This window comes from Mesorhizobium sp. 01N446 (assembly GCF_056399285.1).
In genome coordinates this window covers 7,501-30,070 of the sequence record NZ_JBFTRA010000010.1, presented here as the reverse complement: position 1 = coordinate 30,070, position 22,570 = coordinate 7,501, and the positions used below count along the sequence as shown (strand labels likewise).

Genomic DNA, 22,570 nt, shown 5'->3' with positions numbered 1-22,570 from the left:
GCGGCTTCCTGCGCTTCCGGTGCTCACGTACCAAAAGTACGCTCCGCTCCGGTTCTCGGAAACCACCGTTTTCGACTCGGCCTGACCTGAATCTCAACACATCCTTGGTGCGAATTCGCGAACGTGGTCAGACCGATCCTTTTTCCGCCAGCACCATGTAGTTGACGTCCATGTCCTTCGACCGCGCCCAGCGATCGGCAAGCGGATTGTAGGTGACGCCGGTGCGATCGATGATCGTCAGGCCGGCGCCGCCGAGCGCCTTTTCCAGCTCTTCCGGGCGCACCAGCTTGCCGAACTGGTGGGTGCCGCGCGGCAGCCAGCGCAGCACATACTCAGCACCGATGATGGCCAGCCCCAGCGCCTTCAGCGTGCGGTTGATGGTGGCCACGAACATGATGCCCCCGGGCCGGACCATCTGCCCGCATTTGGCGACGAACAGGTCGATGTCGGCGACATGCTCGACCACTTCCATGTTGAGGATGACGTCGAATGTCTCGCCGGCGTCGGCGAGGTCCTCGGCCGTCGTGGCGCGGTAGTCGACGCTCACATTGCCTTCGGCGGCGTGCAGTTTCGCCACTTCGATGTTCGTCTCGGAGGCATCCGCTCCCACGACCTCGGCGCCAAGCCGAGCCATCGGCTCGCACAAAAGGCCGCCGCCGCAGCCAATATCGAGGATGCGCAGACCCTCGAAAGGCCGAGCGGCGCGCGGGTCACGGCCGAAGCGCGTCGCTATCTGGTCGCGGATATAGGAGAGCCGGACCGGGTTGAACTTGTGAAGCGGACGGAACTTGCCGTTCGGGTTCCACCATTCGGCGGCAAGGGCGGAAAAGCGTTCCACTTCTCCGGCATCGATCGTCGATCGTCGGGGTTCTGGCATCGGTTGGTCTCCTCGAACGCTAGGAAGTCGGGCGTGGGAGCGGGAAAGTCAAGGTAACAATTTTCCTGTGCCGACAGGGCGATGCATCCTGTCAGGGCATGTCAGCTGTCGAGGGCTGCGGGTGAAACGCAATTGGCCTGGCAGGCGAAGGAAAGGCATCGTTTGGATTCGAGGGAGTGCGCGATGACGGTCATGACGGCTTCGATCCTTTGGCGCCGGCTGGATGTGGAGGGTCACGACGCTTGCCTGCTTTCGCAAACCGATGACGGGCACAGCCTCAAGGGACAGGCCATCTTCGTCCAGGACGGCAAGCCATGCTGCCTTGCCTATGAGGTGATCTGCGACGCCGGCTGGCGCACTCGATCGGCGCGGGTCGACGGTTTTCTCGGCATGCGCAAGCTGCACTATGCCATTGAACGGCGTGCCGACGGCGAGTGGATGCTGAACGGCGAGCCCCAGCGGGATGTCGCCGGCCTGGTCGATGTCGACCTAGGCTTCACGCCGGCATCGAACCTGCTGGCGATCCGCCGGTTCGCACTCGGCATCGGCGAGACGACGCCCGCCCCAGCCGCCTATCTGAGCTTTCCCGCGCTCGAGATGGTGCCGCTCGAGCAAAGCTACCGGCGTCTCGACGAGGTCCGCTACGCGTACAGCGCGCCTGTCTACGGCTACGATGCGATTCTCGATGTCTCGCCGCACGGCTTCGTCGTCGACTATCCCGGCTTGTGGAGAGCCGTGGCACAGCCTGGCTGACCAGCCAGCCCGGTCGGGACAAGCCAGTCGATCAGGATACCTTAACAGCAAATTTACGAGATTGGCGGTTTCTTCGAGCACGAGCGGGGATCGGCATGTACATTGCCCTCCCACTGATTGGATGGCTTGGTGCGGATCAAGACCCAGATTGTTGCCACCTTGCTGAGCGCCGCGGTCTTGATCGGCCTGGTGGGCGGGATTGCGATAGTTTCCCAGATATCGCTGACAAGATCCGGTGCGCTCGCCGAAGCGACGAGCGTCGGACGGCAACTGGCCGAAACGATCGCCTTCAAGGCTGCCGACGCGCCGCATTCCTTGTTCGAGAGGCCCGAGGCGCTGCGTGAATTCGTGACGGCGCAACACGGCGGTTCGAAACGCGACCTCGTTGTCGTCAATCAGGACAAGGTCATCCTCGCCGATATCCCGGGCGAAGAAAGAAATGTCGGCACACCGTACGGCCACGATCCCGCCAATGAAGTCGGCCGGACGATCGAGGACGGCGCGCCGCGCAACTTTGTCGAAAGCAGCACCGACCTGTCAGAAGCGATCAATCTGGTTGCAGTGCCGATCAAGGATACTCCCGGCAAGACCGTCGGCGCGGTGCTGTTCGAGTACACGCCGCTGCTGCATGCCGCCCAGCAGCGCACCAATGATATGCTCTGGCTCATCGGTCTGTGCACCGCCGCCGCCGTGCTGATCTCGGCGATCTCGGCCTTCCTATTGCTGCGCGGCTTTGGCGCCGGCCTTTCCGGCCTCAACCGCGGCATCGAATCGCTGGCGCGCGGCGACGCCGGGGCACGCATCGGGCTGACCTCCAACGACGAGTTCGGTCAATTGGCGCGTGGGTTCGACAGTATGGCGACCGAACTCGAATCCTCGCGTGGGCAGCTTGTCGAGCAGAAAGCCTATATCGAGGATATTGTCCGCACCGTCGCCGAAGGCATTGTCGTCATCGACGGTGATGGCCGGATCGTCTCGGCCAATCCGGCGGCCGCCGAGATCGTCGGACTGCGCAACGACAAGATCGAAGGGCAGGATTGGCGGTCGATCCTCGACATCAGGGGTCTGTCGGGAGACAGGATGGCGCAGGCGACATCGCCCATAGAGCTGGCGCTGACCACGGGGCGCGGGCATCAGGCCGAGGTGCGGCTGGCAAAGCCGGACGGATCGTACCTGCCGGTGATTGCAAGCTGCAACCCGCTCAATCGTTCCGACGGCGGGATCGTGCTGACGTTGAACGACATCAGCGAGTTGCGCAGTGCCGAGCGAGCGGTCAGCGATCGCGCCGAGGAACTGGCGACGCTCAATCGCGAACTGAAGGAGACCTCCCAGGCGACGACCCGCCTGGTCAAGCTCGGCGAGCTGCTTCAGGCATGCGTCACCTTCCATGAGGCGTTTTCCGTCGTCGGTTCGGCCATGCCCGATTTCTTCGGCGGATTGAGCGGAACCGTGCATCTCACCAGTGCCTCGCGCAACCTGGTCGAGGAAATGGCGCATTGGGGTGCCGTCCGTTCGACCGTTGGCCAGTTCGCGCCGGAGGATTGCTGGGCGCTGCGGCGGGGCCAGGAGCATGTTGCCGGCCCCGGCATGCTGACGCCACGCTGCAACCACATCACAGAAAATGGCGGCCGTGGTTATGTCTGCATGCCTCTCGCAGCGCAGGGGGAGACACTTGGCATCGTGCATCTGTGTGAACCGGACGCCGCCGCCAGACCGGACTGGCTGGCCGAGCGGCAACAGATCCTGCGCGGCGTCGTCGATACGCTGGCCCTGGCATTGGCCAATCTGCGCCTGCGCGAAACATTGCGGCAGCAATCGATCCGCGATCCGAACACCGGGCTCTACAATCGCCGCTATCTCGAGGAAACGAGCAGCCGCGAACTGAGGCGCATGGAGCGTTCCGAACAGCCGCTGGCGATGATCATGCTCGATGTCGATCATTTCAAGCAGTTCAACGATACGTTCGGCCATGAAGCGGGCGATCTCGTGCTCAAGCAGGTCGCCGCCACGCTGCTGGACCATGCCAGGGAAAGTGACGTGGTGTCGCGCTACGGTGGCGAGGAATTCGCCCTGATGATGCCGGGAACGTCAATCGCCGATGCCGCCGAGCGCGACGAGGCGCTGCGCAAGGCGATCAAGCAGCTGCATCTGACGCATCGCGGCCGCACGCTCGGAACCATCACGGCCTCGTTCGGCGTGTCCGCCTTCCCGGAACTCGGTGCGTCATGGGTCGAAATCGTCAACGCCGCGGATCGTTCGCTCTATCAGGCAAAGGCGGACGGCCGCGACCGCGTCGTTGCCGGATTGGGCCGGGCCGACCCCAACTGGGATCTTCCCACGGTCAGCCAAAGCGTGGGTTAACGCGACAGAATGATCCCGGCATGTCGACTGGACCGGACAGCCGCCAGAAAGCCCAGCTATCCCTTTGCGTCCAGCACTTCGCGCAGCTTGGCCTCGAGCTGCTCGATGGTGAACGGCTTGGCCAGGAAGTGCACGTCATGGTCGAGCACGCCGTTGTGGACGACGGCATTCCTGGTGAAACCGGTGGTGAAGACGACTTTCAGACCGGGTTGGAGCGCGACCGCTTCCTCGGCGAGCTTGCGGCCGTTCATCGCCGGCATGACGATATCCGTGAAAAGCAGGGCGATGTCCGATGTAGTCGCCAGCTTCTGAAGGGCTTCCTGGCCACTTCCAACGTGGATGACCGTGTAGCCGAGTTCGCGCATGGCGTCTGTCGTGGAGGCCCGCACGCGGGCGTCGTCCTCGACGACGAGGATCGTTTCTGTGACCCTGGCCGTGCTCTTGCCGCGCCCGGCGGGTGCCGCCGGCTCCTCCGGTCCGAAAAACCGGGGTAAGTAAATCCTGATCGTCGTGCCTTCGCCCGGTTCGGAGTAGATCTTGACGTGGCCGCCCGACTGCTTGACGAAGCCGAACACCTGGCTCAGCCCAAGCCCCGTGCCCTTGTTGACCGGCTTGGTCGTGAAGAAGGGTTCGAAGGCCTTGCCGATGACCTCCGGCGACATGCCGGTACCGGTGTCGGTGACCGCGATCATCACATATTGGCCTGGCGTGACTTCGGCATGCGTCGCGGCGTAGGCCTCGTCGAGGTGGCTGTTGGCGGTCTCGATGGTCAACTTTCCGTCATTGTCCATGGCGTCGCGGGCATTGACGGCCAGGTTGAGGATCGCGTTCTCGATCTGGCTGGGGTCGGCGTGGGTTTTCCACAGGCCACCCGCCAGCACGGTTTCGATGCGGATGCCTTCGCCCAGCGCACGGTGCAGAAGGTCGGACATGCCGGTGACCAGCCGGTTGGTGTCGACAACCTGCGGCGCCAGCGGCTGCAGACGGGAGAAGGCAAGCAGCCGGGAGGTCAAATTGGCGGCACGGCTGGCTGCATCCGTCGCGGCCTCGATGAATTTCTCGATGTCATTCTCGCCGCGCTTCAACTTGCGCTGGGCAAGGTTCATGGCGCTGAGGATGACCGCCAGCATGTTGTTGAAATCGTGGGCGATGCCGCCGGTCAGTTGGCCGACCGCCTCCATTTTCTGCATCTGGCGGATCTGGGATTCGGCCTTCTCGCGCGTATCGATCTCGTTGCCGAGCTCGATGTTCTTGCGCATCAACTCTTCCTGCGCGGTGGCAATCTCGCGGAAGCGGCGGCGGGATTGGCGGATCGTGTAGGCGCCGAGCAGGAAGATCGCGATGAGAGCCGCAAGCGAACCGACGCGCAGCCAGGCCTCTACCTGGTCCGTGCGATCGTCGCGCGCGGCAATGTCGGCGGCGCCGATGCGCCGGATCGTATCGACGCTGGCGCGGATATCGTCCATGGCGGCCTTGCCCTGACCGCTGCGGACAAGTTCCAGCGCTTTTGCCGCATCGCCCTTGTCGTAGAGCGCGATCGTCACGGCGAGTTCAGCCTGTTTTTGTGAAAGCGCGTCCTTGATGTGGCTGACCTGTTGGGTGAGCTGATCGTTGGCCGGTGTCATGGCTTCGATGCGGGCAATCTGCCCAGGAATTGCCCCGACAGCCTTCTGGTACGGTTCGAGGTAGGATTTCTCGCCGGTCAGCAGGTAACCACGCTGTCCAGCCTCGGCATCCTGCGCGAGGGAAAGCAGTCCGGAAAGCTGTTGCTGGTATTCGATTGTCTCGCGCGCGGCGGCACGGTTGGCCCTTTGTCCCTCGACGAGCAGGGCGCGGGCGCCGACGATCAGCGCCAGCACGGCGAAGCCGGCGACAAGCGGTAGCGACTGCAATCGCATGGCGCGCCGAAGACGAGCAATCATCTGTTATGCCGAACCAAAAGGAATCCCCCGCGGGCAGCATTTGGTAGGCGGCGCCGGCCGGGAAGGCAATATGCCTCTGCTTGAAGCCGGCAATGCGCCGCTTGAAGCCGGCAATGCGCCGCCAGCCTTGCGAAACCCAAAGCATTTGGCTAAGGAGGCCGCGCATTCAGCGGCCGGCGCCAGCCGGGCGCTTTCCTTCGTTTCGGCTCCAGGCCGGCTTCAGTCAAAGGCATTTCGCTTCCATGGCGCGTATCGTGATGAAATTCGGCGGAACCTCCGTCGCCGACATCGCCCGCATCCGCAATGTGGCGCGTCACGTCAAACGCGAGGTCGACGCCGGCCATGAAGTGGCGGTGGTGGTTTCAGCGATGGCCGGCAAGACCAACGAACTGGTCGGCTGGACGCGCGAGGCCTCGCCGATGCATGACGCGCGCGAATATGACGCCGTCGTCGCTTCCGGTGAACAGGTCACGGCCGGCCTGCTGGCCATCACCTTGCAGAACATGGGTGTGCATGCCCGCTCCTGGCAGGGCTGGCAGATCCCGATCAAGACCGACAACGCGCATGGCGCGGCGCGCATCCTCGACATCGACGGCGCCTTCCTGATCAAGCGCTTCGGCGAGGGCCAGGTGGCCGTCATCGCCGGCTTCCAGGGCATCGGGCCGGACAATCGCATCGCGACCCTCGGCCGCGGCGGCTCCGACACCAGCGCGGTCGCCATCGCAGCGGCGGTCAAGGCCGACCGCTGCGACATCTACACTGACGTCGACGGCGTCTACACCACCGACCCGCGCATCGAGCCCAAGGCGCGGCGGCTGGCCAAGATCTCCTTCGAGGAAATGCTTGAAATGGCCTCGCTCGGCGCCAAGGTTCTGCAGGTGCGTTCGGTCGAGCTTGCCATGGTGCACAAGGTGCGTACCTTCGTGCGGTCGTCCTTCGACGATCCCGACGCGCCCGGAATGGGGGATTTGCTCAATCCTCCGGGAACGCTCATTTGCGACGAGGAAGAGATCGTGGAACAGCAGGTCGTCACCGGAATTGCCTACGCCAAGGACGAGGCCCAGATTTCGCTGCGCCGCGTCGGCGACCGCCCTGGCGTTGCCGCCGGCATTTTCGGGCCGCTGGCCGAGGCCAACATCAATGTCGACATGATCGTCCAGAACATTTCCGAGGACGGCAAGTTCACCGACATGACCTTCACCGTCCCTTCCGGCGACGTCGACAAGGCGCTGGCCGTGCTCGACCGGCTGAAGGCCGAGGTCGGCTATGATGTCGTGCAGTCGGAAGCCGGCATGTCGAAGGTCTCGGTCATCGGCATCGGCATGAGGAGCCACGCCGGTGTCGCCGCCACCGCCTTCAAGGCACTGGCCGACAAGGCGATCAATATCCGCGCCATCACCACCTCCGAGATCAAGATTTCGATACTGATCGACGGTCCGTACACCGAACTTGCGGTTCGCACTTTGCATTCCGTCTACGGTCTGGATAAGCAGTAGCAAGACTGAATCAGTTGTTGCGCGCATGCCGGCAGCGGCGGAAACTGCGCCGGCAAGTGTTTTCATTGGAGAAGAAGCCGCGATGCGTGACCAGGCCAGTGGCCCGCGCGTTTTGCTGAAACGGCTCCGCGAGCTCATGCAAGAGCCGCTGGAGCCGCAGGAGCGGCTTGACCGGATCGTGCGCGATATCGCCTCCAACATGGTCGCGGAAGTGTGCTCGCTCTATGTGCTGCGCGCCGATTCGGTGCTTGAGCTCTACGCCACCGAGGGTCTGAACCCGAACGCCGTCCACCTGGCGCAACTGCGGCTCGGGCAAGGCCTGGTCGGCACCATCGCCGCCAGCGCGCGGCCGCTCAACCTCTCCAACGCGCAGGAACATCCGGCCTTCGCCTACCTGCCGGAGACCGGGGAAGAGATCTACAATTCCTTCCTCGGCGTGCCGGTGCTCAGGGCAGGGCGCACGCTGGGCGTCCTGGTCGTTCAGAACAAGACCATGCGCCATTATCGCGACGACGAGGTCGAGGCGCTGGAAACCACGGCGATGGTCATCGCCGAGATGATCGCCACCGGCGATCTGGCGCGGCTGACCCGGCCTGGGCTGGAACTCGACCTGCGCCGGCCGGTCAGCTTCACTGGCCTGTCCTTCAACGACGGCGTCGGACTTGGCCATGTCGTGCTGCACGAGCCGCGCATCGTCGTCACCAATTTGTTCAACGAGGACAGCGAGGAAGAGGTCAGGCGTCTCGAGACCTCGCTCGGTTCGCTGCGGCTGTCCATCGACGACATGCTGGAGCGTCGTGACGTCGCGTTCGAGGGCGAGCACCGCCAGGTGCTGGAAGCCTACCGCATGTTCGCCAATGACCGCGGCTGGGTGCGGCGCCTGGAAGAGGCGATCCGCAACGGCCTGACGGCCGAAGCGGCAGTGGAAAAGGTGCAGAGAGACATGCGCGCGCGCATGCTGCACATGACCGATCCCTATCTGCGCGAGCGGATGAGCGATTTCGACGATCTTGCCAACCGGCTCTTGCGCCAGCTGATGGGGCGCGGACCGGAAGATGTCGCGGCCTCGCTGCCGAAGGACGCCATCATCGTCGCCCGCTCGATGGGCGCGGCCGAGCTGCTCGACTATCCCCGCGACAAGCTGCGCGGGCTGGTTCTCGAGGACGGTGCTGCCACCAGCCACGTCGTCATCGTTGCGCGCGCCATGGGCATTCCGGTCGCCGGCCAGATGAAGGGCGCCGTTTCCATGGCGGAAAACGGCGATGCCATCATCGTCGACGGCGAGGAAGGCACGATCCATCTGCGACCGCAGTCAGATCTCGAAGCCGCCTATGCCGAAAAGGTGCGGTTCCGCGCGCGCCGGCAAGAGGTTTACCGCGAGCTGCGCAAGAAGCCGTCGACGACCCGGGACGGCGTCCAGGTCGATCTCCTGATGAATGCCGGGCTTGCCGTCGACCTGCCGCAGCTCGCCGAGGCGGGTGCGGCCGGCATCGGCCTGTTCCGCACCGAACTGCAGTTCATGGTCGCCTCGACCTTTCCGCGCGCCGAGGCGCAGGAGAAGCTCTATCGTGACGTGCTGGAGGCGGCGCGCGGCAAGCCGGTCACCTTCCGCACCATCGACATCGGCGGCGACAAGGTGCTGCCCTACTTCAAGGGCGCCATCCAGGAAGAAAACCCGGCGCTCGGCTGGCGAGCGATCCGCCTGACACTCGACCGGCCGGGATTGCTGCGCACCCAGATACGCGCCTTGCTGAAGGCCAGCGGCGGGCGCGAGCTCAAGCTGATGCTGCCGATGGTGACTGAACTCGGCGAGATCGCCCAGGCGCGCGAGATCATCGACCGCGAGGTGCGGCATCTCTCGCGCTTTGCCCACCATCTGCCGACCAGCCTCAAGCTGGGCGCGATGCTCGAAGTGCCGTCGCTGCTGTTCCAGCTCGACGAATTGATGAAGGCGGTCGATTTCGTCTCTGTCGGGTCGAACGATCTGTTCCAGTTCGTCATGGCAGTCGACCGCGGCAACACGCAACTGGCCAACCGCTTCGACACGCTGTCGGCGCCGTTCCTGCGCGTGCTCAAGCAGATCGCCGATGCCGGCATCCGCAACCATACGCCGGTGACGCTGTGCGGCGAACTTGCCGGCAAGCCGATCTCGGCAATGGCGCTGATCGGTCTCGGCTTCCGTTCGATCTCGATGTCGCCGGCCTCGATCGGCCCGGTCAAGGCGATGCTGACGGAACTGCCTCTGGATGAGCTGACGGCGTTCTTCGACGACAATCTGATGGCGCCGGCGCAGGGGCTGCCGATGCGGGCGCTCCTGCAGGCCTTCGCCGACGACCGCTCGATCCCGTTGTAGCGCCCCCATCATGGTCAATCTGCCCCGCGATCGTATGGATCAAGTCGTCAAGCGTTTCGAGATGCTCGAAGCGCAGATGTCGGCCGGCCCGGCGCCGGATGCCTATGTGAAGATGGCATCGGAATATGCCGAGCTGCAGGACATGGTGGCCAAGGTCAGGGAACTGCGCTCGGCCGAGCATGAGCAGGCCGACCTCGAAGCGATGCTCGCCGACAAGGGCACCGACGCCGAGATGCGGGCGCTCGCCGAAGCGGATCTGCCCGGCGTGGAGGAGCGCATCGAGGCACTGCAGAAGGATATCCAGATCCTGCTGCTGCCCAAGGATGCCGCTGACGACAAGAACGCCATCCTGGAAATCCGTGCCGGCACCGGCGGCGATGAAGCAGCCCTTTTCGCCGGCGACCTGTTTCGCATGTATGAGCGCTATGCCGCCCAACGCGGCTGGCGGTTCGAGACGGTGTCGGCCAGCGACGGCGATGCCGGCGGGTTCAAGGAAATCATCGCCACCGTCTCGGGGAAGGGCGTTTTCGCCCATCTGAAATTCGAATCCGGGGTGCATCGCGTCCAGCGCGTGCCGGCGACCGAAGCCAGCGGGCGTATCCACACCTCCGCCGCGACCGTCGCCGTGCTGCCGGAAGCGGAAGAGGTCGACATCGACATCCGCGCCGAAGACATCCGCATCGACACGATGCGCGCCTCGGGTTCCGGCGGCCAGCACGTCAACACCACCGATTCGGCGGTGCGCATCACCCATTTGCCGACCGGCATCATGGTGGTGCAGGCGGAAAAGTCGCAGCACCAGAACCGGGCGAAGGCCATGCAGATCCTGCGCGCCCGGCTCTACGATCTGGAGCGCAGCAAGGCGGACGAGGAGCGTTCCGAATCGCGCAAGTCGCAAGTCGGCTCCGGCGACCGCTCGGAGCGCATCCGCACCTATAATTTCCCGCAAGGCCGCGTCACCGACCATCGCATCAACCTCACGCTCTACAAGCTTGACAGGGTGATGATGGGCGAGCTCGACGAGATCGTCGACGCGCTGATCGCCGATCACCAGTCGAAGCTGCTGGCCGATATCGGCCTTGATGGCTGACCCTCTGCCCGAGGCGCTGGAGCCGCTGCTGCGGGAGGCGCGGGCCAGGCTTGCGGCGGCCGGGGTCGACGATCCGGCGCTCGACGGGCGGCTGATCGTCGAACATTTTTCCGGCACGACGCGCACGCAGGCCATCGTCGACCCCCAATGCTCGATCGACAAGAACGCCATCGCCGCGATCGATGCAGCCCTGAGGCGCCGGGCCGCCGGCGAACCGGTGCACCGCATCCTCGGTTACCGCGAATTCTACGGTTTGCGCCTGTCGCTGTCGCCGGAAACGCTTGAGCCGAGGCCGGATACCGAAACGCTGGTCGAGGCAGTGCTGCCTTTCGTCAAGGCAACGGCCGCGCGGGAAGGCGCCTGCCGCATCCTGGATCTCGGCACCGGGACGGGCGCCATTGCGCTCGCGCTGCTCAGTGCCGTACCTGCCGCGACCGCCACCGGTGTCGACATTTCCGCCGGAGCGCTGGCGACGGCGGCCCGCAATGCCGGGCAGCTCGGGCTCGGCGGCCGGTTTATGGCGGTGCAGTCGGACTGGTTCGAAAAAGTTTCCGGCCGATACCATGTAATTGCCGCAAACCCTCCCTATATACCGTCACGAGACATTGGAAATCTGCAGGACGAGGTCCGCGATTTCGACCCACGCTTGGCCCTGGATGGCGGCGTGGATGGGCTGAACCCCTACAGGATCATAGCCGCCGAGGCGGCAAGGTTTCTTGAAGCCGAAAGCAGAATTGTGGTCGAGATCGGCCACACGCAGCGCAATGAGGTTACGGATATATTCGAGGCGGCTGGTTATGCCGCGACTGCTGCTTTGCATGATCTCGGCGGAAACGACAGGGTTCTTGTCTTTCAATGGGGATAAGCCTTGACGCAGTGCGAAAAAACCGCTTGGCAATACCCGGGAATGCGGCTAGGGTCGCCTCAACCGGATGAGACGAAGCAGGCAGTGCTCTTAGCGATTCGGTCCTCCTTGGAAATAGCTGCCTTCTTGCGCAAACGACGCCCAAGCTTCGTGCGGGAATCGTCCGGCAAGTGATGTAACCGGAACAGGATGGCACGTGGCGCCAACGCAATTGATGCGGGCGAACGCCGGTGAAGAAACGAAACGGCTGGCTGCATGAGCGCCTCCGTTCGTAACGAGTTTTCGAAAATTTCAAGATGAAGAGAGTCGAATGAGGCCACAACAGCAGAACAGGCGCATGCGCGGTCGCAACAACAATGGCGGCGGCGGTGGCAACAACAATAACAACAACAACCGCAAGGGCCCGAATCCCCTGACGCGCAACTACGAGAGCAACGGTCCGGATGTGAAGATCCGTGGATCAGCTCAGCAGATCGCCGAGAAGTACGCCACCCTGGCCCGTGACGCGCAAAGCTCCGGCGACCGCGTCATGGCGGAGAACTACCTCCAGCACGCCGAACACTACAATCGCATCATTGCCGCCGCCCAGGCGCAGATGCCGATCCAGAACGTCCAGCAAAACCGTGACGATTTCGACGATGACGGCGATGAAGATCGCGACGATTTCGACAATGCCGGCAATAATGGAGCCGGCAATGGCGGCAACACCGTTTCCGATCCGCAAATTCCTGTCATCAACCACGGCGCCGGTCCGCAGCCGGTGATCGAAGGCATGCCGGCCGAGGTCGCGCTGAACCGGGAAGGCCGCGATAGTCGCGACAATGGCGGGCGCGACAATAACGGGCGCAACAATGGTGGCCGCGACAACAATGGCGGGCGCCACCGCGATCGCCGTCCCAATGGCGGCTATGGTCAGAATGGCCAGCGTGACTACGCTTCGTCGACCGAGCAGGGCGGCCAGCAGCAGCGCAACGAGGCTCCGGCTCAGGCGGAGTTCCAGGTCGAGTCCGGCTCGCCGGCCGAGACCGTTGCCGCAGCCGAGCCGGCTCCGCTGTTCGAGAGTTTTTCGCCGGCGGCTCTTGCCGCCCAGGCCGAGCTCAACGAGGCGGCCGCCGAGAGCGGTGCTGCCCGTCGTCCGCGCCGTCCGCGCCGTCCGCGCACCAATGCCGACCAGGTCGACAGCGGTGGCGACAATGCGAATGCCGGCGAGGTGGCCTCGGCCCCGGCCGACAGCGGCAATGCCGAGCCGGTGATCGTCGACATCGACAACTGATCGAACGGCATTTCAAGACGTTTAACGGCGGGGAGAAATCTCCGCCGTTTTCGTTTCGGCTGACGTGGAATATTATGCATTGACCGATATCAATGCGTCTTGAGACGGCATGGTCCATGCACCATATCTGCGCTGAACAGGACCTGGCTCTAATGGGCGGGTCCGTCACCGCAATCTGATCCGGTGCCGCAAAGCGGGCCGGTGATGGAAGGAGACAGATATGAACCTTGAGAAATACTCCGAGCGCGTGCGCGGCTTCATCCAGTCGGCGCAGACCATGGCGCTTTCCCGCAATCACCAGCAGTTCACCCCCGAACATATTTTGAAGGTCCTCGTCGATGATGACGAGGGTCTGGCCGCATCGCTTATCGAACGCGCCGGCGGCAATGTCCGCGACGTCAAGCTCGGCGTCGAGACGGCGCTCGAGGCGATGCCGAAAGTCGAAGGCGGCAACGGCCAGCTCTATCTGGCGCAGCCGTTGGCCAAGGTGTTCTCCACCGCAGAAGAACTGGCCAAGAAGGCCGGTGACAGCTTCGTCACCGTCGAGCGGCTGCTGCAGGCGCTCACCATGGAGAAGTCGGCCAAGACCGCCGACATCCTGGCCAAGGCCGGCGTCACCGCGCAGGCGCTGAACCAGGTCATCAACGATGTCCGCAAGGGCCGCACCGCCGATTCGGCGAGTGCCGAGCAGGGCTATGATGCGCTGAAGAAATACGCGCGCGATCTCACGGCTGATGCCCGCGCGGGCAAGCTGGACCCCGTGATTGGCCGCGACGACGAAATCCGCCGCACCATTCAGGTGCTGTCGCGGCGCACCAAGAACAATCCCGTGCTGATCGGCGAGCCCGGCGTCGGCAAGACGGCGATCGCCGAAGGCCTGGCGCTGCGCATCGTCAATGGCGACGTGCCGGAATCGCTGAAGGACAAGCAACTGATGGCGCTCGACATGGGCGCACTGATCGCCGGCGCCAAATATCGCGGCGAGTTCGAGGAGCGCCTTAAGGCCGTGCTTTCGGAAGTCACCTCCGCCGCAGGCGGGATCATCCTGTTCATCGACGAGATGCACACGCTGGTCGGCGCCGGCAAGGCGGACGGCGCGATGGATGCGTCGAACCTTCTGAAGCCGGCGCTGGCGCGTGGCGAACTGCACTGCGTCGGCGCGACCACGCTCGATGAATACCGCAAGCATGTCGAAAAGGATCCTGCCCTTGCCCGGCGCTTCCAGCCCGTCTTCGTCGACGAGCCGACGGTGGAAGACACCGTCTCGATCCTGCGCGGCCTGAAGGAAAAATACGAGCAGCACCACAAGGTGCGTATCTCGGACTCGGCGCTGGTGGCGGCGGCGACGCTGTCCAACCGCTACATCGCCGACCGCTTCCTGCCGGACAAGGCGATTGACCTGGTGGACGAGGCCGCGTCGCGGCTCAGGATGCAGGTCGATTCCAAGCCCGAGGCGCTGGACGAGATCGACCGCCGCATCATGCAGCTCAAGATCGAGCGCGAGGCGCTGAAGGTCGAGACGGATGATGCCTCGAAGGACCGGCTGGCCCGCCTGGAAAAGGAACTCGTCGGCCTCGAGGAGGAATCGACCGAGATCACCACCAAGTGGCAGGCCGAGAAGCAGAAGCTCGGGCTTGCCGCCGACTTGAAGAAGCAGCTCGACGAGGCGCGCAACGAGCTCGCCATTGCCCAGCGCAAAGGTGAGTTCCAGCGCGCCGGCGAGCTTGCCTATGGCAAGATCCCGGAACTGGAAAAGAAGCTCAAGGAAGCCGAGGCCCAGGACGGCAAGGCCGGCATGGTCGAGGAAGTGGTCACGCCCGACCACGTCGCCCATATCGTCTCGCGCTGGACGGGCATTCCGGTCGACAAGATGCTCCAGGGCGAGCGCGACAAGCTGCTGCGCATGGAGGACGAGATCGGCAAGCGCGTCGTCGGCCAGGGCGAGGCGGTGCAGGCCGTTTCCAAGGCAGTGCGGCGCGCCCGTGCCGGCCTGCAGGATCCGAACCGGCCGATCGGCTCGTTCATCTTCCTGGGACCGACGGGTGTCGGCAAGACCGAGCTGACCAAGGCGCTGGCGAGCTTCCTGTTCGACGACGACAGCGCCATGGTGCGCATCGACATGTCGGAGTTCATGGAGAAGCACTCGGTCGCCCGGCTGATCGGCGCGCCTCCCGGCTATGTCGGCTATGAGGAAGGCGGCGCGCTGACCGAAGCGGTGCGGCGCCGGCCCTATCAGGTCGTGCTGTTCGACGAGATCGAGAAGGCGCATCCCGATGTCTTCAACGTGCTCCTGCAGGTGCTCGACGACGGCCGGCTCACCGATGGCCAGGGCCGCACGGTCGATTTCCGCAACACGCTGATCATCATGACGTCGAACCTTGGCGCCGAATATCTGGTCAATCTCGGGGAGGACCAGGATGTCGACGCCGTGCGCGACGAGGTGATGGGCGTGGTCAGGGCATCGTTCCGGCCGGAGTTCCTCAACCGCGTCGACGAGGTGATCCTGTTCCACCGGCTGCGCCGCAAGGACATGGACCGCATCGTCGAGATCCAGCTCAAACGGCTGGAAAGCCTGCTTGTGGATCGCAAGATCACGCTGTCGCTGGATCACGAGGCGATCGAGTGGCTGGCGGCCAAGGGCTACGACCCGGCCTATGGCGCGCGGCCGCTGAAGCGGGTGATGCAGAAGGAACTGCAGGACCCGCTGGCGGAGAAGATCCTGCTCGGCGAGATTCTCGATGGTTCGACCGTCAAGGTCACGGCCGGTTCCGACCGGCTGAACTTCCGCTCCAAGCCGACAGTCGTCGCGACCGAAGCGGCGGCCTGATTTTCAACGCCGCGCGTGCACCCTGGACGCGCGGCGTTTTCATAAGTGATTGGGGGGCGGATGACGCTGGACGACTACAACGGCTTCTGCGCTTCGCTGCCCGCGGCGAACCACGTCGTCCAATGGGGCGGCGCCCATGTCTGGAAGGTCGGGACCAAGATGTTTGCGATCGGCGGCTGGGATCAGGGCCAGCAGCTCTTCGTCACCTTCAAATGTTCCGACATTGCCTATGACGTGCTGAAGGAACAGCCGGGCCTGCGGCCCGCGCCTTACCTTGCCTCGCGCGGCATGAAATGGATCCAGCGTCGGACAAGCCAGAGCATGGATGATGGCGCACTGAGGGACTATTTGCGCGAGAGCCATCGCCTTGTCGCCCTGAAGCTGACCAAGCAGGCGCGCAAGGAATTGGGACTCGCAAGCTAGCGAGTATTCGTCGGTACGCCGAAAACCGCCATCTTCATGCCCGGTTCATATTGGAACCATAGGGTGGGGTAACTGGTTTGCTGGCGAAGGGTTCGCCCAGCGAACAATGCCGGGCGGCGGCAATTACGGACCGGAGAGTTGGCCACGATGTTCCGCACGATTTTTGCCCTTTCGGCACTTGCCACCGGGCTTATGTCTTTCGGTGCGCTTGCCGCGCCGACACAGGACAATGCGCCAAGGGTTGTCCGCGCCGCCAAGGATGGCGGAATTCTTGTCGCGCAGGACGGGAATCTGGACATCTACTACGACGCCCGCGGCAATCGCGTCATCGTCGATGCGGATACCGGCAAGGTTATCGCTATCCAGCCGCCGCAGACACGGCTTGACCGCCGTGCGCTGCGCCGCGAGACGAGGCTGCGCGAGTTGGGCCGGGCTCCCGCCGACGATGACCGCTACTATCTCGACGATCCGCAAGACATGGCGCGGTTCCGCCGCAAGCAGTTGGAAGAGGAAGGCCGGGTAATCCCGCCGCCGGCGGACGAATATGACCCCAATGGCGACAATTCGGTCGAAGCCTATCCGCCGGCGCCGCAAGACGACGGCAGCTACGACAACAGCTATCCCGATGCGCCGCAGCCGGCAAAGCCGCGCACAATCAAGCGCCAGCCGCTGAACGAGGCCTCGATAGACCCTGTGCAGCCGGACGTGGAGCAGGTCAATCCGGACGCGCAGGCTTCCCTGCCGCCGGACACTGGCGGCAAGGCCGCCGTCGATCCGTCGCTGTCGCTCGGCGTGCGCCGGGACGTGGCGGCGCTGCAGGTGCTGCTCGACCGCGGCGGCGCTTCGCCGGGCGTGATTGACGGGCGCTTCGGCTCGAATGTCGACAAGGCCTTGGCCGCCTATAACCAGATCAACGGCAGCAGCCTGAAATCGACGGACGCGGTCGGTATCCAGGCGGCACTCGCGCAATCAGGCGGCGATGCTTTCGCCAGTTACACCATCACAGCGGAAGATGCGGCTGGCCCCTATGTCGCCTCGATCCCGGAAGACTACGGCCAGAAGGCGCAGCTCAACTGCATGTGCTACACCTCCGTCACCGAGGCGCTGGCGGAGCGCTTCCACATGGACGAGAACTATCTGAAGTCGATCAACAAGGGCCTCGATTTCAATCGTCCCGGCACGATCGTCAAGGTCGCCAATTTCGGCAAGCTGGTCTCGACGCCGGTCGCGCGCATCGTCGCCGACAAGACCAAAAAGGAAGTGTACGCCTACGATGCGGGCGGCAAGCTGGTCGCGGCCTATCCCGCGACCATCGGCTCGGCCGATACGCCGTCGCCCACCGGGATACACGCCGTGTCGCGCATCGCGCTCGATCCCAACTACACCTACAATCCGAATATCAACTTCAAGCAGGGCCAGAACGACAAGATCCTGACCATTCCGCCAGGCCCCAACGGCCCGGTCGGCTCTGTGTGGATCGCCCTGGACAAGCCGACCTACGGCATCCACGGAACGCCCGAGCCGTCGAAGATCGGCAAGACGGAAAGCCATGGCTGCGTACGCCTGACCAACTGGGACGCGCGCGAGCTCGCCAAGCTGGTTTCGCCCGGCGTCACCGTGGAGTTTGTCGGCGGACCTTCAGCCGATGATTTTGCGCAGCAATGAGCCGCGCAGCGCGGTGGCGTAGATCATCTGCACCACCAGGATGAAGCCGACGCTGAGCAGCGGGGTGATCAGGCAGAGTGCGGCACCGATCGCCCACAGGATCTGCGCCTTGACGATGCGCAGATAGACCGTGCGCTTCGTTTCAGTATCCACGTCTTCGGCGACAAAGCCGTTCTTCTCCGCATAGCGCCAACTGGCGAACAGCGTGACGCCGAGCATCAGCAGGTTAAGCCAGTAAACCAGCACCGCGGTCCTGAATTCGAGGAAGTCCGCCAGGAGGTCGGTCGAGAACGGCAAGAGCGCGATGAAGGCGAGGAAGCAGAGATTCAGCGTGGCAAGCCGCCTGTCGGATTTGGCGATCAGCCCATGCTGCGCCTGCTGGCCGAACCAGAGGATGGTCAGCGTCAGGAAGCTCAAGGCATAAGTCAGGAAGCGCGGTGCCAGTGCCGCAATGGCGGCAAGCAGATCGTGCTCGGAATGCACGGTTTCATGCGCCGGCACCCTGATCTCGAGCACGATGAGCGTGAGGGCGATGGCAAAGACGCCGTCGGTGATGCCGACAATGCGGCCGCGTCCTTCTGCTGACGCTTCGAGTGGACGTTTCATTGATTTTCCCCCGGCTGCCGTTTTCCGGAAAACCTAGCATGACTGCCGGCGTTTGCATCCGGACAGGACGCATCCTGGCCAATTGGCTGGTTTCAAGGACTGCAAGCTGCTGGCCGGTTGTTGCCGGCGCGCTTGGGGTCTAAGCAAGGTGTCATGCATTCGCCAAACGAAGCCGCCGCAGTCCCGCTGATCAGCCCGGTCACGAACGGAACCTTTTGTCCGCAATCGCAGCGGCGATTCGTCTTGATCGCCGCTATCCTGGCCTCGGCGCTCGGCTTCATCGACGGTTCGATCCTGGCTATCGCCATGCCGGCGATTCGCGTCAACCTCGGCGCCAGTCTTGCCGAGGCGCAATGGATCTCCAATGGCTATGCCTTGACGCTTTCGGCGCTGATCCTCGCCGGCGGCGCCGCCGGCGACCGGTTCGGGCTGCGCCGCGCCTTCGTGGCCGGCATCGCGCTGTTCATCGTTGCCTCGCTCGCCTGTGCGCTTGCGCCGAATGCTGTCGTGCTGATTGCGTTTCGCGCCCTCCAGGGCATTGGCGCGGCGATCATGGTGCCGGGCAGTTTGGCCATCATCGCCAAGGCCTACCCGAAAAAGGAACGCGGCCGCGCAATCGGCATCTGGGCAGCGGCCTCGGCGCTGACCACGGCCCTCGGGCCGGTGCTCGGCGGCCTGGTGCTGTCGGCTTTCGGCGACGGCATCTGGCGGGCGATCTTCGCCGTCAACCTGCCGCTCGGCCTGATCTCGATCTACCTGCTGCTGGTCAAGATTCCGGCCGATGCAGCGACCGAAAAACGCAGCCTCGATCTCGGCGGCGGCGCGCTCGCGACATTGGCCTTCGGCGCGCTCGCCTATGGGCTGACCTCGATGAGTTCGAGCGGCGAGGACCACATGGCCGGGCCGAGCATTGCCGCCGGTGCGGTGTTGCTTGTCGTCTTCATCCTGTTCGAACGGCGGCAGCACGAGCCGATGATCGACCTCAGCCTGTTTCGCATCGGCGCTTTTGCCGGCGCCAATGTGGCGACCTTCTTCCTTTACTTCGCGCTGTCGGCCAATCTTTTCTATCTGCCGATGCTGCTGATCGCCGGCTGGGGGCTGAGCACGGCTGAAGTCGGCTTCATCTTCCTGCCGTTGTCGGCATCGATCGCGCTTCTGTCGGGACCGGTCGGCCAGTTGTCGGACCGGTTCGGGCCGCGTTTCCCGATCGCCTGCGGCAGCCTGATCGTGGCTTTCGCCTTCACTGGACTTGCTTTGCTCAGTCATGCCGGCATTCACCATTTCTGGACCGGAATATTTCCGCTGATGGCGCTGATGGGCCTCGGCATGGCCCTGGTCGTCTCACCGCTGTCGACGGCGATCATGACGGCGGTGGAAGACAAGGATACCGGAGCAGCCTCCGGCATCAACAACGCCGTGTCGCGCATTGGCGGCCTGATCGCGGTGGCGGCGATGGGATCGCTTGCCACCTGGGTCTATTCAACAATGCTCGACACCAGCGTCAGGCCGGGCATCCCAGGTTTTGGCGAACCGGTATTGGCATCCCTGCCACCTGAACTCGAAGCAACGCGGCTTGCCGCTAGCGACATGGCTTTTTTTGCCGTATCCGTGACGACCGCCGTGCTTTGCCTGCTTGCCGCGATCATCGCCTGGATGACCGTTTCAGGTCAGGCACTGCCCTGGCCGCGCCGGGCCGATGAATCGTCGGCCGATTCGTCTCGACCCTGATTCGCCTATGTCGGGATCTGTCGAGGCTCAGCCCTCGATCTTGGCGCTCGCAACCTTCAGCGAATTGCCGTCTTCCTGCTTCAGCAGATCGTCGATGCGCTCGCGCTCGCGCTTGAAGGCGACGAGGTCGTCGCCCTTCAGTACCTTGCCGACGGGCAGGCGGACACGCATGGGGTCGACCTTGGTGCCGTTGACGATCAGCTCGTAGTGAAGGTGCGGGCCGGTGGCAAGGCCGGTCTGGCCGAGATAGCCGATGGTCTGGCCCTGGCGCACGCGCATGCCGGGCTCGATGCCTTTGGCAAAGGCGCTCTGGTGATTGTAAGAGGTCTCGTAGCCATTGGCATGACGGATGATGATCTGCTTGCCGTAACCGCCGGCCCAGCCCACCTTCTCGACGACGCCGTTGCCGGCGGCGATGATCGGCGTGCCGATCGGAGCTGCCCAGTCGACGCCGGTATGCATGCGGACATAGCCGAGGATCGGATGCCTGCGGGCGCCGAAACCGGAGCGGAACTTTCCGGCGGGCAGCGGATTGCGCAGCAGGAACTGCTGGGCGCTCGAGCCGTCCTCATCGAAATAGTCTGTGCTGCCGTCCTCCATCTGGAAGCGGTAGAAGTTGCGCGTCGTGCCGCCGAATGTCGCCGAGACGTAGAGAAGTTCGGAATTGTCCGATGTCTGGTCGTCGCCATCAGGCTGCGAGAACAGCACTTCGAGGCGGTCGGAAGGATTGAGCCGGGACTGGAAGTCGACATCGGATGCCAGGAGCTTGATCAGCCGCTGGGTCATCGCCTTGGACATTCCGTAGGAATAGGCTGCGCGGTAGATGCCGTCATAGACATTGGGCAGGTTGCCACGCACCACGACCGGTGCCGACGAATCGTCGAACGCCGTCAAAAGTTCGGGATTCGGCTCCGGTTCCTGCGCCGGCACATATTGGCCGCGATCGTCGAGCGCGATGGTGACGATATGCGTGGTCTTGTCGTAGACGCTGGTGCGCACGACCTTGGCGGCGTCGCCGTGAACCTCGAGGCCGACGCGCAGCACGGTTCCAGCCTTCAACGTCGGTGCGTTCAGGAGTTTGGCGATCGCTTCGGCCATGCCGGTGGCGTCATCGCCCGTATAGCCTGAATCGGCAAAGGCCTCGGTGAGGTCGGTGTCCTTGGTGAAGGGAATGATTTCTTCGGCGAAAGCCGGCGCCTGGTCGTCAGTGGCGGCCCGCTGCGATACCGAGACGTTTTCCGGCACGATCTTGACGTCATAGGAGCCGGCCATCGATTCGGCGAACGCTTCGCCGAATCGCTGCGGATCGACATAGTGGAGTGAAGCGACCTGGACGGCGCCGTCGCTGAGGTCGGTGCCGGCCTCGCGCACCACCTTTTCCACCTCGTCGGCGGACAGATCGCTCTTTTCGTCGAAGGAGGCCGTCTCGATGGGGAAGTCGACGGTCTTCAGGCTCATCTCGCTTTCGACCTTCGCGCCATAGATCTGGCCGGAGGCGGCGGAGGCCGTCGCCGGTTGCGCCGGAGCGTCGTCACCGTCGTCGCCGAACACCTGCATCGGATCGAAAGGCGGGTAGGGCCGGCTGGTGGTGTGGCCCGCGGCGAGCGCCATCTTGATCTGTACGAAAGGCATTGTGTGGATGACGTCACGGTCGCCGACCTTGGTGACCATCGACACTTCCATACGGCGGCGGTCCTTGGCCTTGGCGATCTGACGCGGCGCCACCAGCCTGGTCGTCTTGGCCACCTCGCCGGAATCGCCATTGCTGGCAAGGCCGATCAGTTCCGCGATTTCGGGTGGTGTCGCGAGTTGCTGGCGCCCGTCAAGGGCGGCGAACAGCGCCACGCCCATCAGCACGCTCGAGGTCACGCCGGTCAGGAATGTGCCCGACAGCCAGCGTGCAGAAACCTCGCGCCGATCGGGCGGGCCACTGCGGCCATCCGCGATAAGCGGCGGCTCATTGCCGAGTTCGGCTATGACATCTTCCGTGTCTGGCATCCAGAAAGGCTGCTTCTTCCCCGGGCGGAACGGCTTGTCGCTTTTGTTGTGGCCATGACATTTGCCTGTCACGGCAGGTTAAGTCAACGAAGCCTCAGGCCCCGGTCGAATTCCCCCCATGCACTTCTCTTATAGAGCGCTCTGCAAAGCGGGCGGCGTGCCTTCTCTATAAGGCTCATCGCGCGCAGGCTTGCGTGGCTCTTAAAAGAGGGCATGTTGACAGTTTGCTGAGGTGGCGACTATATACGCCTCACGAACGAGGGCGGTGCGCCGCTGGCGACGAAGAAGTTTGCTTCTAAGACTGCCCTCCGCGAAATTCAAGAGAGCCGCGTA

The 22,570-nt window shown here is 63.9% G+C and carries 15 protein-coding genes; 11 read left to right on the top strand and 4 right to left on the bottom strand.

Features of this window, described 5'->3' with window-relative positions; translation table 11 throughout:
* Nucleotides 1–127 precede the first annotated feature (127 nt).
* The gene (ubiG, locus tag AC1DPX_RS29100) at nucleotides 128–877 is read right to left on the bottom strand and encodes a bifunctional 2-polyprenyl-6-hydroxyphenol methylase/3-demethylubiquinol 3-O-methyltransferase UbiG (protein WP_202357754.1); all 750 of its coding nucleotides are present in this window, start codon (nucleotides 875–877) and stop codon (nucleotides 128–130) included.
* 183 nt (nucleotides 878–1,060) lie between these two features.
* Between ubiG and AC1DPX_RS29095 the strand changes: the two genes are divergently transcribed.
* Nucleotides 1,061–1,630, top strand: coding sequence for a putative glycolipid-binding domain-containing protein (locus AC1DPX_RS29095; protein WP_477241001.1), 570 nt, complete (start codon nucleotides 1,061–1,063; stop codon nucleotides 1,628–1,630).
* A 129-nt stretch (nucleotides 1,631–1,759) separates the two neighbouring features.
* Nucleotides 1,760–3,991 (top strand): diguanylate cyclase, encoded by a 2,232-nt coding sequence (locus AC1DPX_RS29090; RefSeq protein WP_477240999.1) that lies wholly within the window; start codon nucleotides 1,760–1,762, stop codon nucleotides 3,989–3,991.
* Between the two features lie 56 nt (nucleotides 3,992–4,047).
* Here the strand turns inward: AC1DPX_RS29090 and AC1DPX_RS29085 are convergent, their stop codons facing one another.
* Nucleotides 4,048–5,889, bottom strand: coding sequence for a CHASE3 domain-containing protein (locus AC1DPX_RS29085; RefSeq protein ID WP_477241300.1), 1,842 nt, complete (start codon nucleotides 5,887–5,889; stop codon nucleotides 4,048–4,050).
* Between the two features lie 266 nt (nucleotides 5,890–6,155).
* Here AC1DPX_RS29085 and AC1DPX_RS29080 point away from each other — a divergent pair, with 266 nt between their 5' ends.
* The 8 genes from AC1DPX_RS29080 to AC1DPX_RS29045 all read left to right on the top strand — a co-directional run bounded on the left by AC1DPX_RS29080 (nucleotide 6,156) and on the right by AC1DPX_RS29045 (nucleotide 17,905).
* Nucleotides 6,156–7,409: an aspartate kinase gene (locus AC1DPX_RS29080; protein ID WP_202357757.1), complete on the top strand. Its 1,254-nt coding sequence runs from the start codon at nucleotides 6,156–6,158 to the stop codon at nucleotides 7,407–7,409.
* An 82-nt stretch (nucleotides 7,410–7,491) separates the two neighbouring features.
* A complete protein-coding gene (ptsP, locus tag AC1DPX_RS29075) occupies nucleotides 7,492–9,762 on the top strand; it encodes a phosphoenolpyruvate--protein phosphotransferase (RefSeq protein WP_477240997.1) in 2,271 nt (756 codons plus the stop codon).
* A gap of 10 nt (nucleotides 9,763–9,772) precedes the next feature.
* On the top strand, nucleotides 9,773–10,852 hold the full coding sequence (gene prfA, locus AC1DPX_RS29070) for a peptide chain release factor 1 (RefSeq protein ID WP_202357759.1): 1,080 nt from the start codon (nucleotides 9,773–9,775) through the stop codon (nucleotides 10,850–10,852).
* Nucleotides 10,845–11,717 carry a peptide chain release factor N(5)-glutamine methyltransferase gene (gene prmC, locus AC1DPX_RS29065; RefSeq protein ID WP_202357760.1) on the top strand — a complete coding sequence of 291 codons (873 nt, stop codon included), beginning with the start codon at nucleotides 10,845–10,847 and terminating at the stop codon, nucleotides 11,715–11,717. The genes prfA and prmC overlap by 8 nt, the downstream gene beginning before the upstream one ends.
* A 310-nt stretch (nucleotides 11,718–12,027) precedes the next feature.
* Nucleotides 12,028–12,990 carry a DUF4167 domain-containing protein gene (locus tag AC1DPX_RS29060; protein WP_477240995.1) on the top strand — a complete coding sequence of 321 codons (963 nt, stop codon included), beginning with the start codon at nucleotides 12,028–12,030 and terminating at the stop codon, nucleotides 12,988–12,990.
* Nucleotides 12,991–13,210: 220 nt separating this feature from the next.
* Nucleotides 13,211–15,817 (top strand): ATP-dependent chaperone ClpB, encoded by a 2,607-nt coding sequence (gene clpB / locus AC1DPX_RS29055; protein ID WP_477240993.1) that lies wholly within the window; start codon nucleotides 13,211–13,213, stop codon nucleotides 15,815–15,817.
* Nucleotides 15,818–15,877: 60 nt separating this feature from the next.
* Nucleotides 15,878–16,240: an MmcQ/YjbR family DNA-binding protein gene (locus AC1DPX_RS29050; protein ID WP_202357763.1), complete on the top strand. Its 363-nt coding sequence runs from the start codon at nucleotides 15,878–15,880 to the stop codon at nucleotides 16,238–16,240.
* Nucleotides 16,241–16,387: 147 nt separating this feature from the next.
* Nucleotides 16,388–17,905 carry a L,D-transpeptidase family protein gene (locus AC1DPX_RS29045; RefSeq protein WP_477240991.1) on the top strand — a complete coding sequence of 506 codons (1,518 nt, stop codon included), beginning with the start codon at nucleotides 16,388–16,390 and terminating at the stop codon, nucleotides 17,903–17,905.
* Here the strand turns inward: AC1DPX_RS29045 and AC1DPX_RS29040 are convergent.
* Complete coding sequence (locus AC1DPX_RS29040) at nucleotides 17,879–18,511, bottom strand: TMEM175 family protein (RefSeq protein WP_477240989.1); 633 nt, start codon at nucleotides 18,509–18,511, stop codon at nucleotides 17,879–17,881. The two genes, AC1DPX_RS29045 and AC1DPX_RS29040, sit on opposite strands and share 27 nt — an antisense overlap.
* 153 nt (nucleotides 18,512–18,664) lie before the next feature.
* Here AC1DPX_RS29040 and AC1DPX_RS29035 point away from each other — a divergent pair, with 153 nt between their 5' ends.
* Nucleotides 18,665–20,239: an MFS transporter gene (locus AC1DPX_RS29035; protein ID WP_477240987.1), complete on the top strand. Its 1,575-nt coding sequence runs from the start codon at nucleotides 18,665–18,667 to the stop codon at nucleotides 20,237–20,239.
* Between the two features lie 27 nt (nucleotides 20,240–20,266).
* Here the strand turns inward: AC1DPX_RS29035 and AC1DPX_RS29030 are convergent, their stop codons facing one another.
* Nucleotides 20,267–22,237, bottom strand: coding sequence for a M23 family metallopeptidase (locus tag AC1DPX_RS29030; protein WP_202357767.1), 1,971 nt, complete (start codon nucleotides 22,235–22,237; stop codon nucleotides 20,267–20,269).
* Between the last annotated feature and the right edge of the window lie 333 nt (nucleotides 22,238–22,570).

Bases quoted from the DNA above. Each gene is read 5' to 3' on its own strand.
- ubiG (WP_202357754.1), bottom strand. From the start codon at position 877: ATGCCAGAACCCCGACGATCGACGATCGATGCCGGAGAAGTGGAACGC.
- AC1DPX_RS29095 (WP_477241001.1), top strand. From the start codon at position 1,061: ATGACGGTCATGACGGCTTCGATCCTTTGGCGCCGGCTGGATGTGGAG.
- AC1DPX_RS29085 (WP_477241300.1), bottom strand. From the start codon at position 5,889: ATGCGATTGCAGTCGCTACCGCTTGTCGCCGGCTTCGCCGTGCTGGCG.
- AC1DPX_RS29080 (WP_202357757.1), top strand. From the start codon at position 6,156: ATGGCGCGTATCGTGATGAAATTCGGCGGAACCTCCGTCGCCGACATC.
- ptsP (WP_477240997.1), top strand. From the start codon at position 7,492: ATGCGTGACCAGGCCAGTGGCCCGCGCGTTTTGCTGAAACGGCTCCGC.
- prfA (WP_202357759.1), top strand. From the start codon at position 9,773: ATGGTCAATCTGCCCCGCGATCGTATGGATCAAGTCGTCAAGCGTTTC.
- prmC (WP_202357760.1), top strand. From the start codon at position 10,845: ATGGCTGACCCTCTGCCCGAGGCGCTGGAGCCGCTGCTGCGGGAGGCG.
- AC1DPX_RS29060 (WP_477240995.1), top strand. From the start codon at position 12,028: ATGAGGCCACAACAGCAGAACAGGCGCATGCGCGGTCGCAACAACAAT.
- clpB (WP_477240993.1), top strand. From the start codon at position 13,211: ATGAACCTTGAGAAATACTCCGAGCGCGTGCGCGGCTTCATCCAGTCG.
- AC1DPX_RS29050 (WP_202357763.1), top strand. From the start codon at position 15,878: ATGACGCTGGACGACTACAACGGCTTCTGCGCTTCGCTGCCCGCGGCG.
- AC1DPX_RS29045 (WP_477240991.1), top strand. From the start codon at position 16,388: ATGTTCCGCACGATTTTTGCCCTTTCGGCACTTGCCACCGGGCTTATG.
- AC1DPX_RS29040 (WP_477240989.1), bottom strand. From the start codon at position 18,511: ATGAAACGTCCACTCGAAGCGTCAGCAGAAGGACGCGGCCGCATTGTC.
- AC1DPX_RS29035 (WP_477240987.1), top strand. From the start codon at position 18,665: ATGCATTCGCCAAACGAAGCCGCCGCAGTCCCGCTGATCAGCCCGGTC.
- AC1DPX_RS29030 (WP_202357767.1), bottom strand. From the start codon at position 22,237: ATGCCAGACACGGAAGATGTCATAGCCGAACTCGGCAATGAGCCGCCG.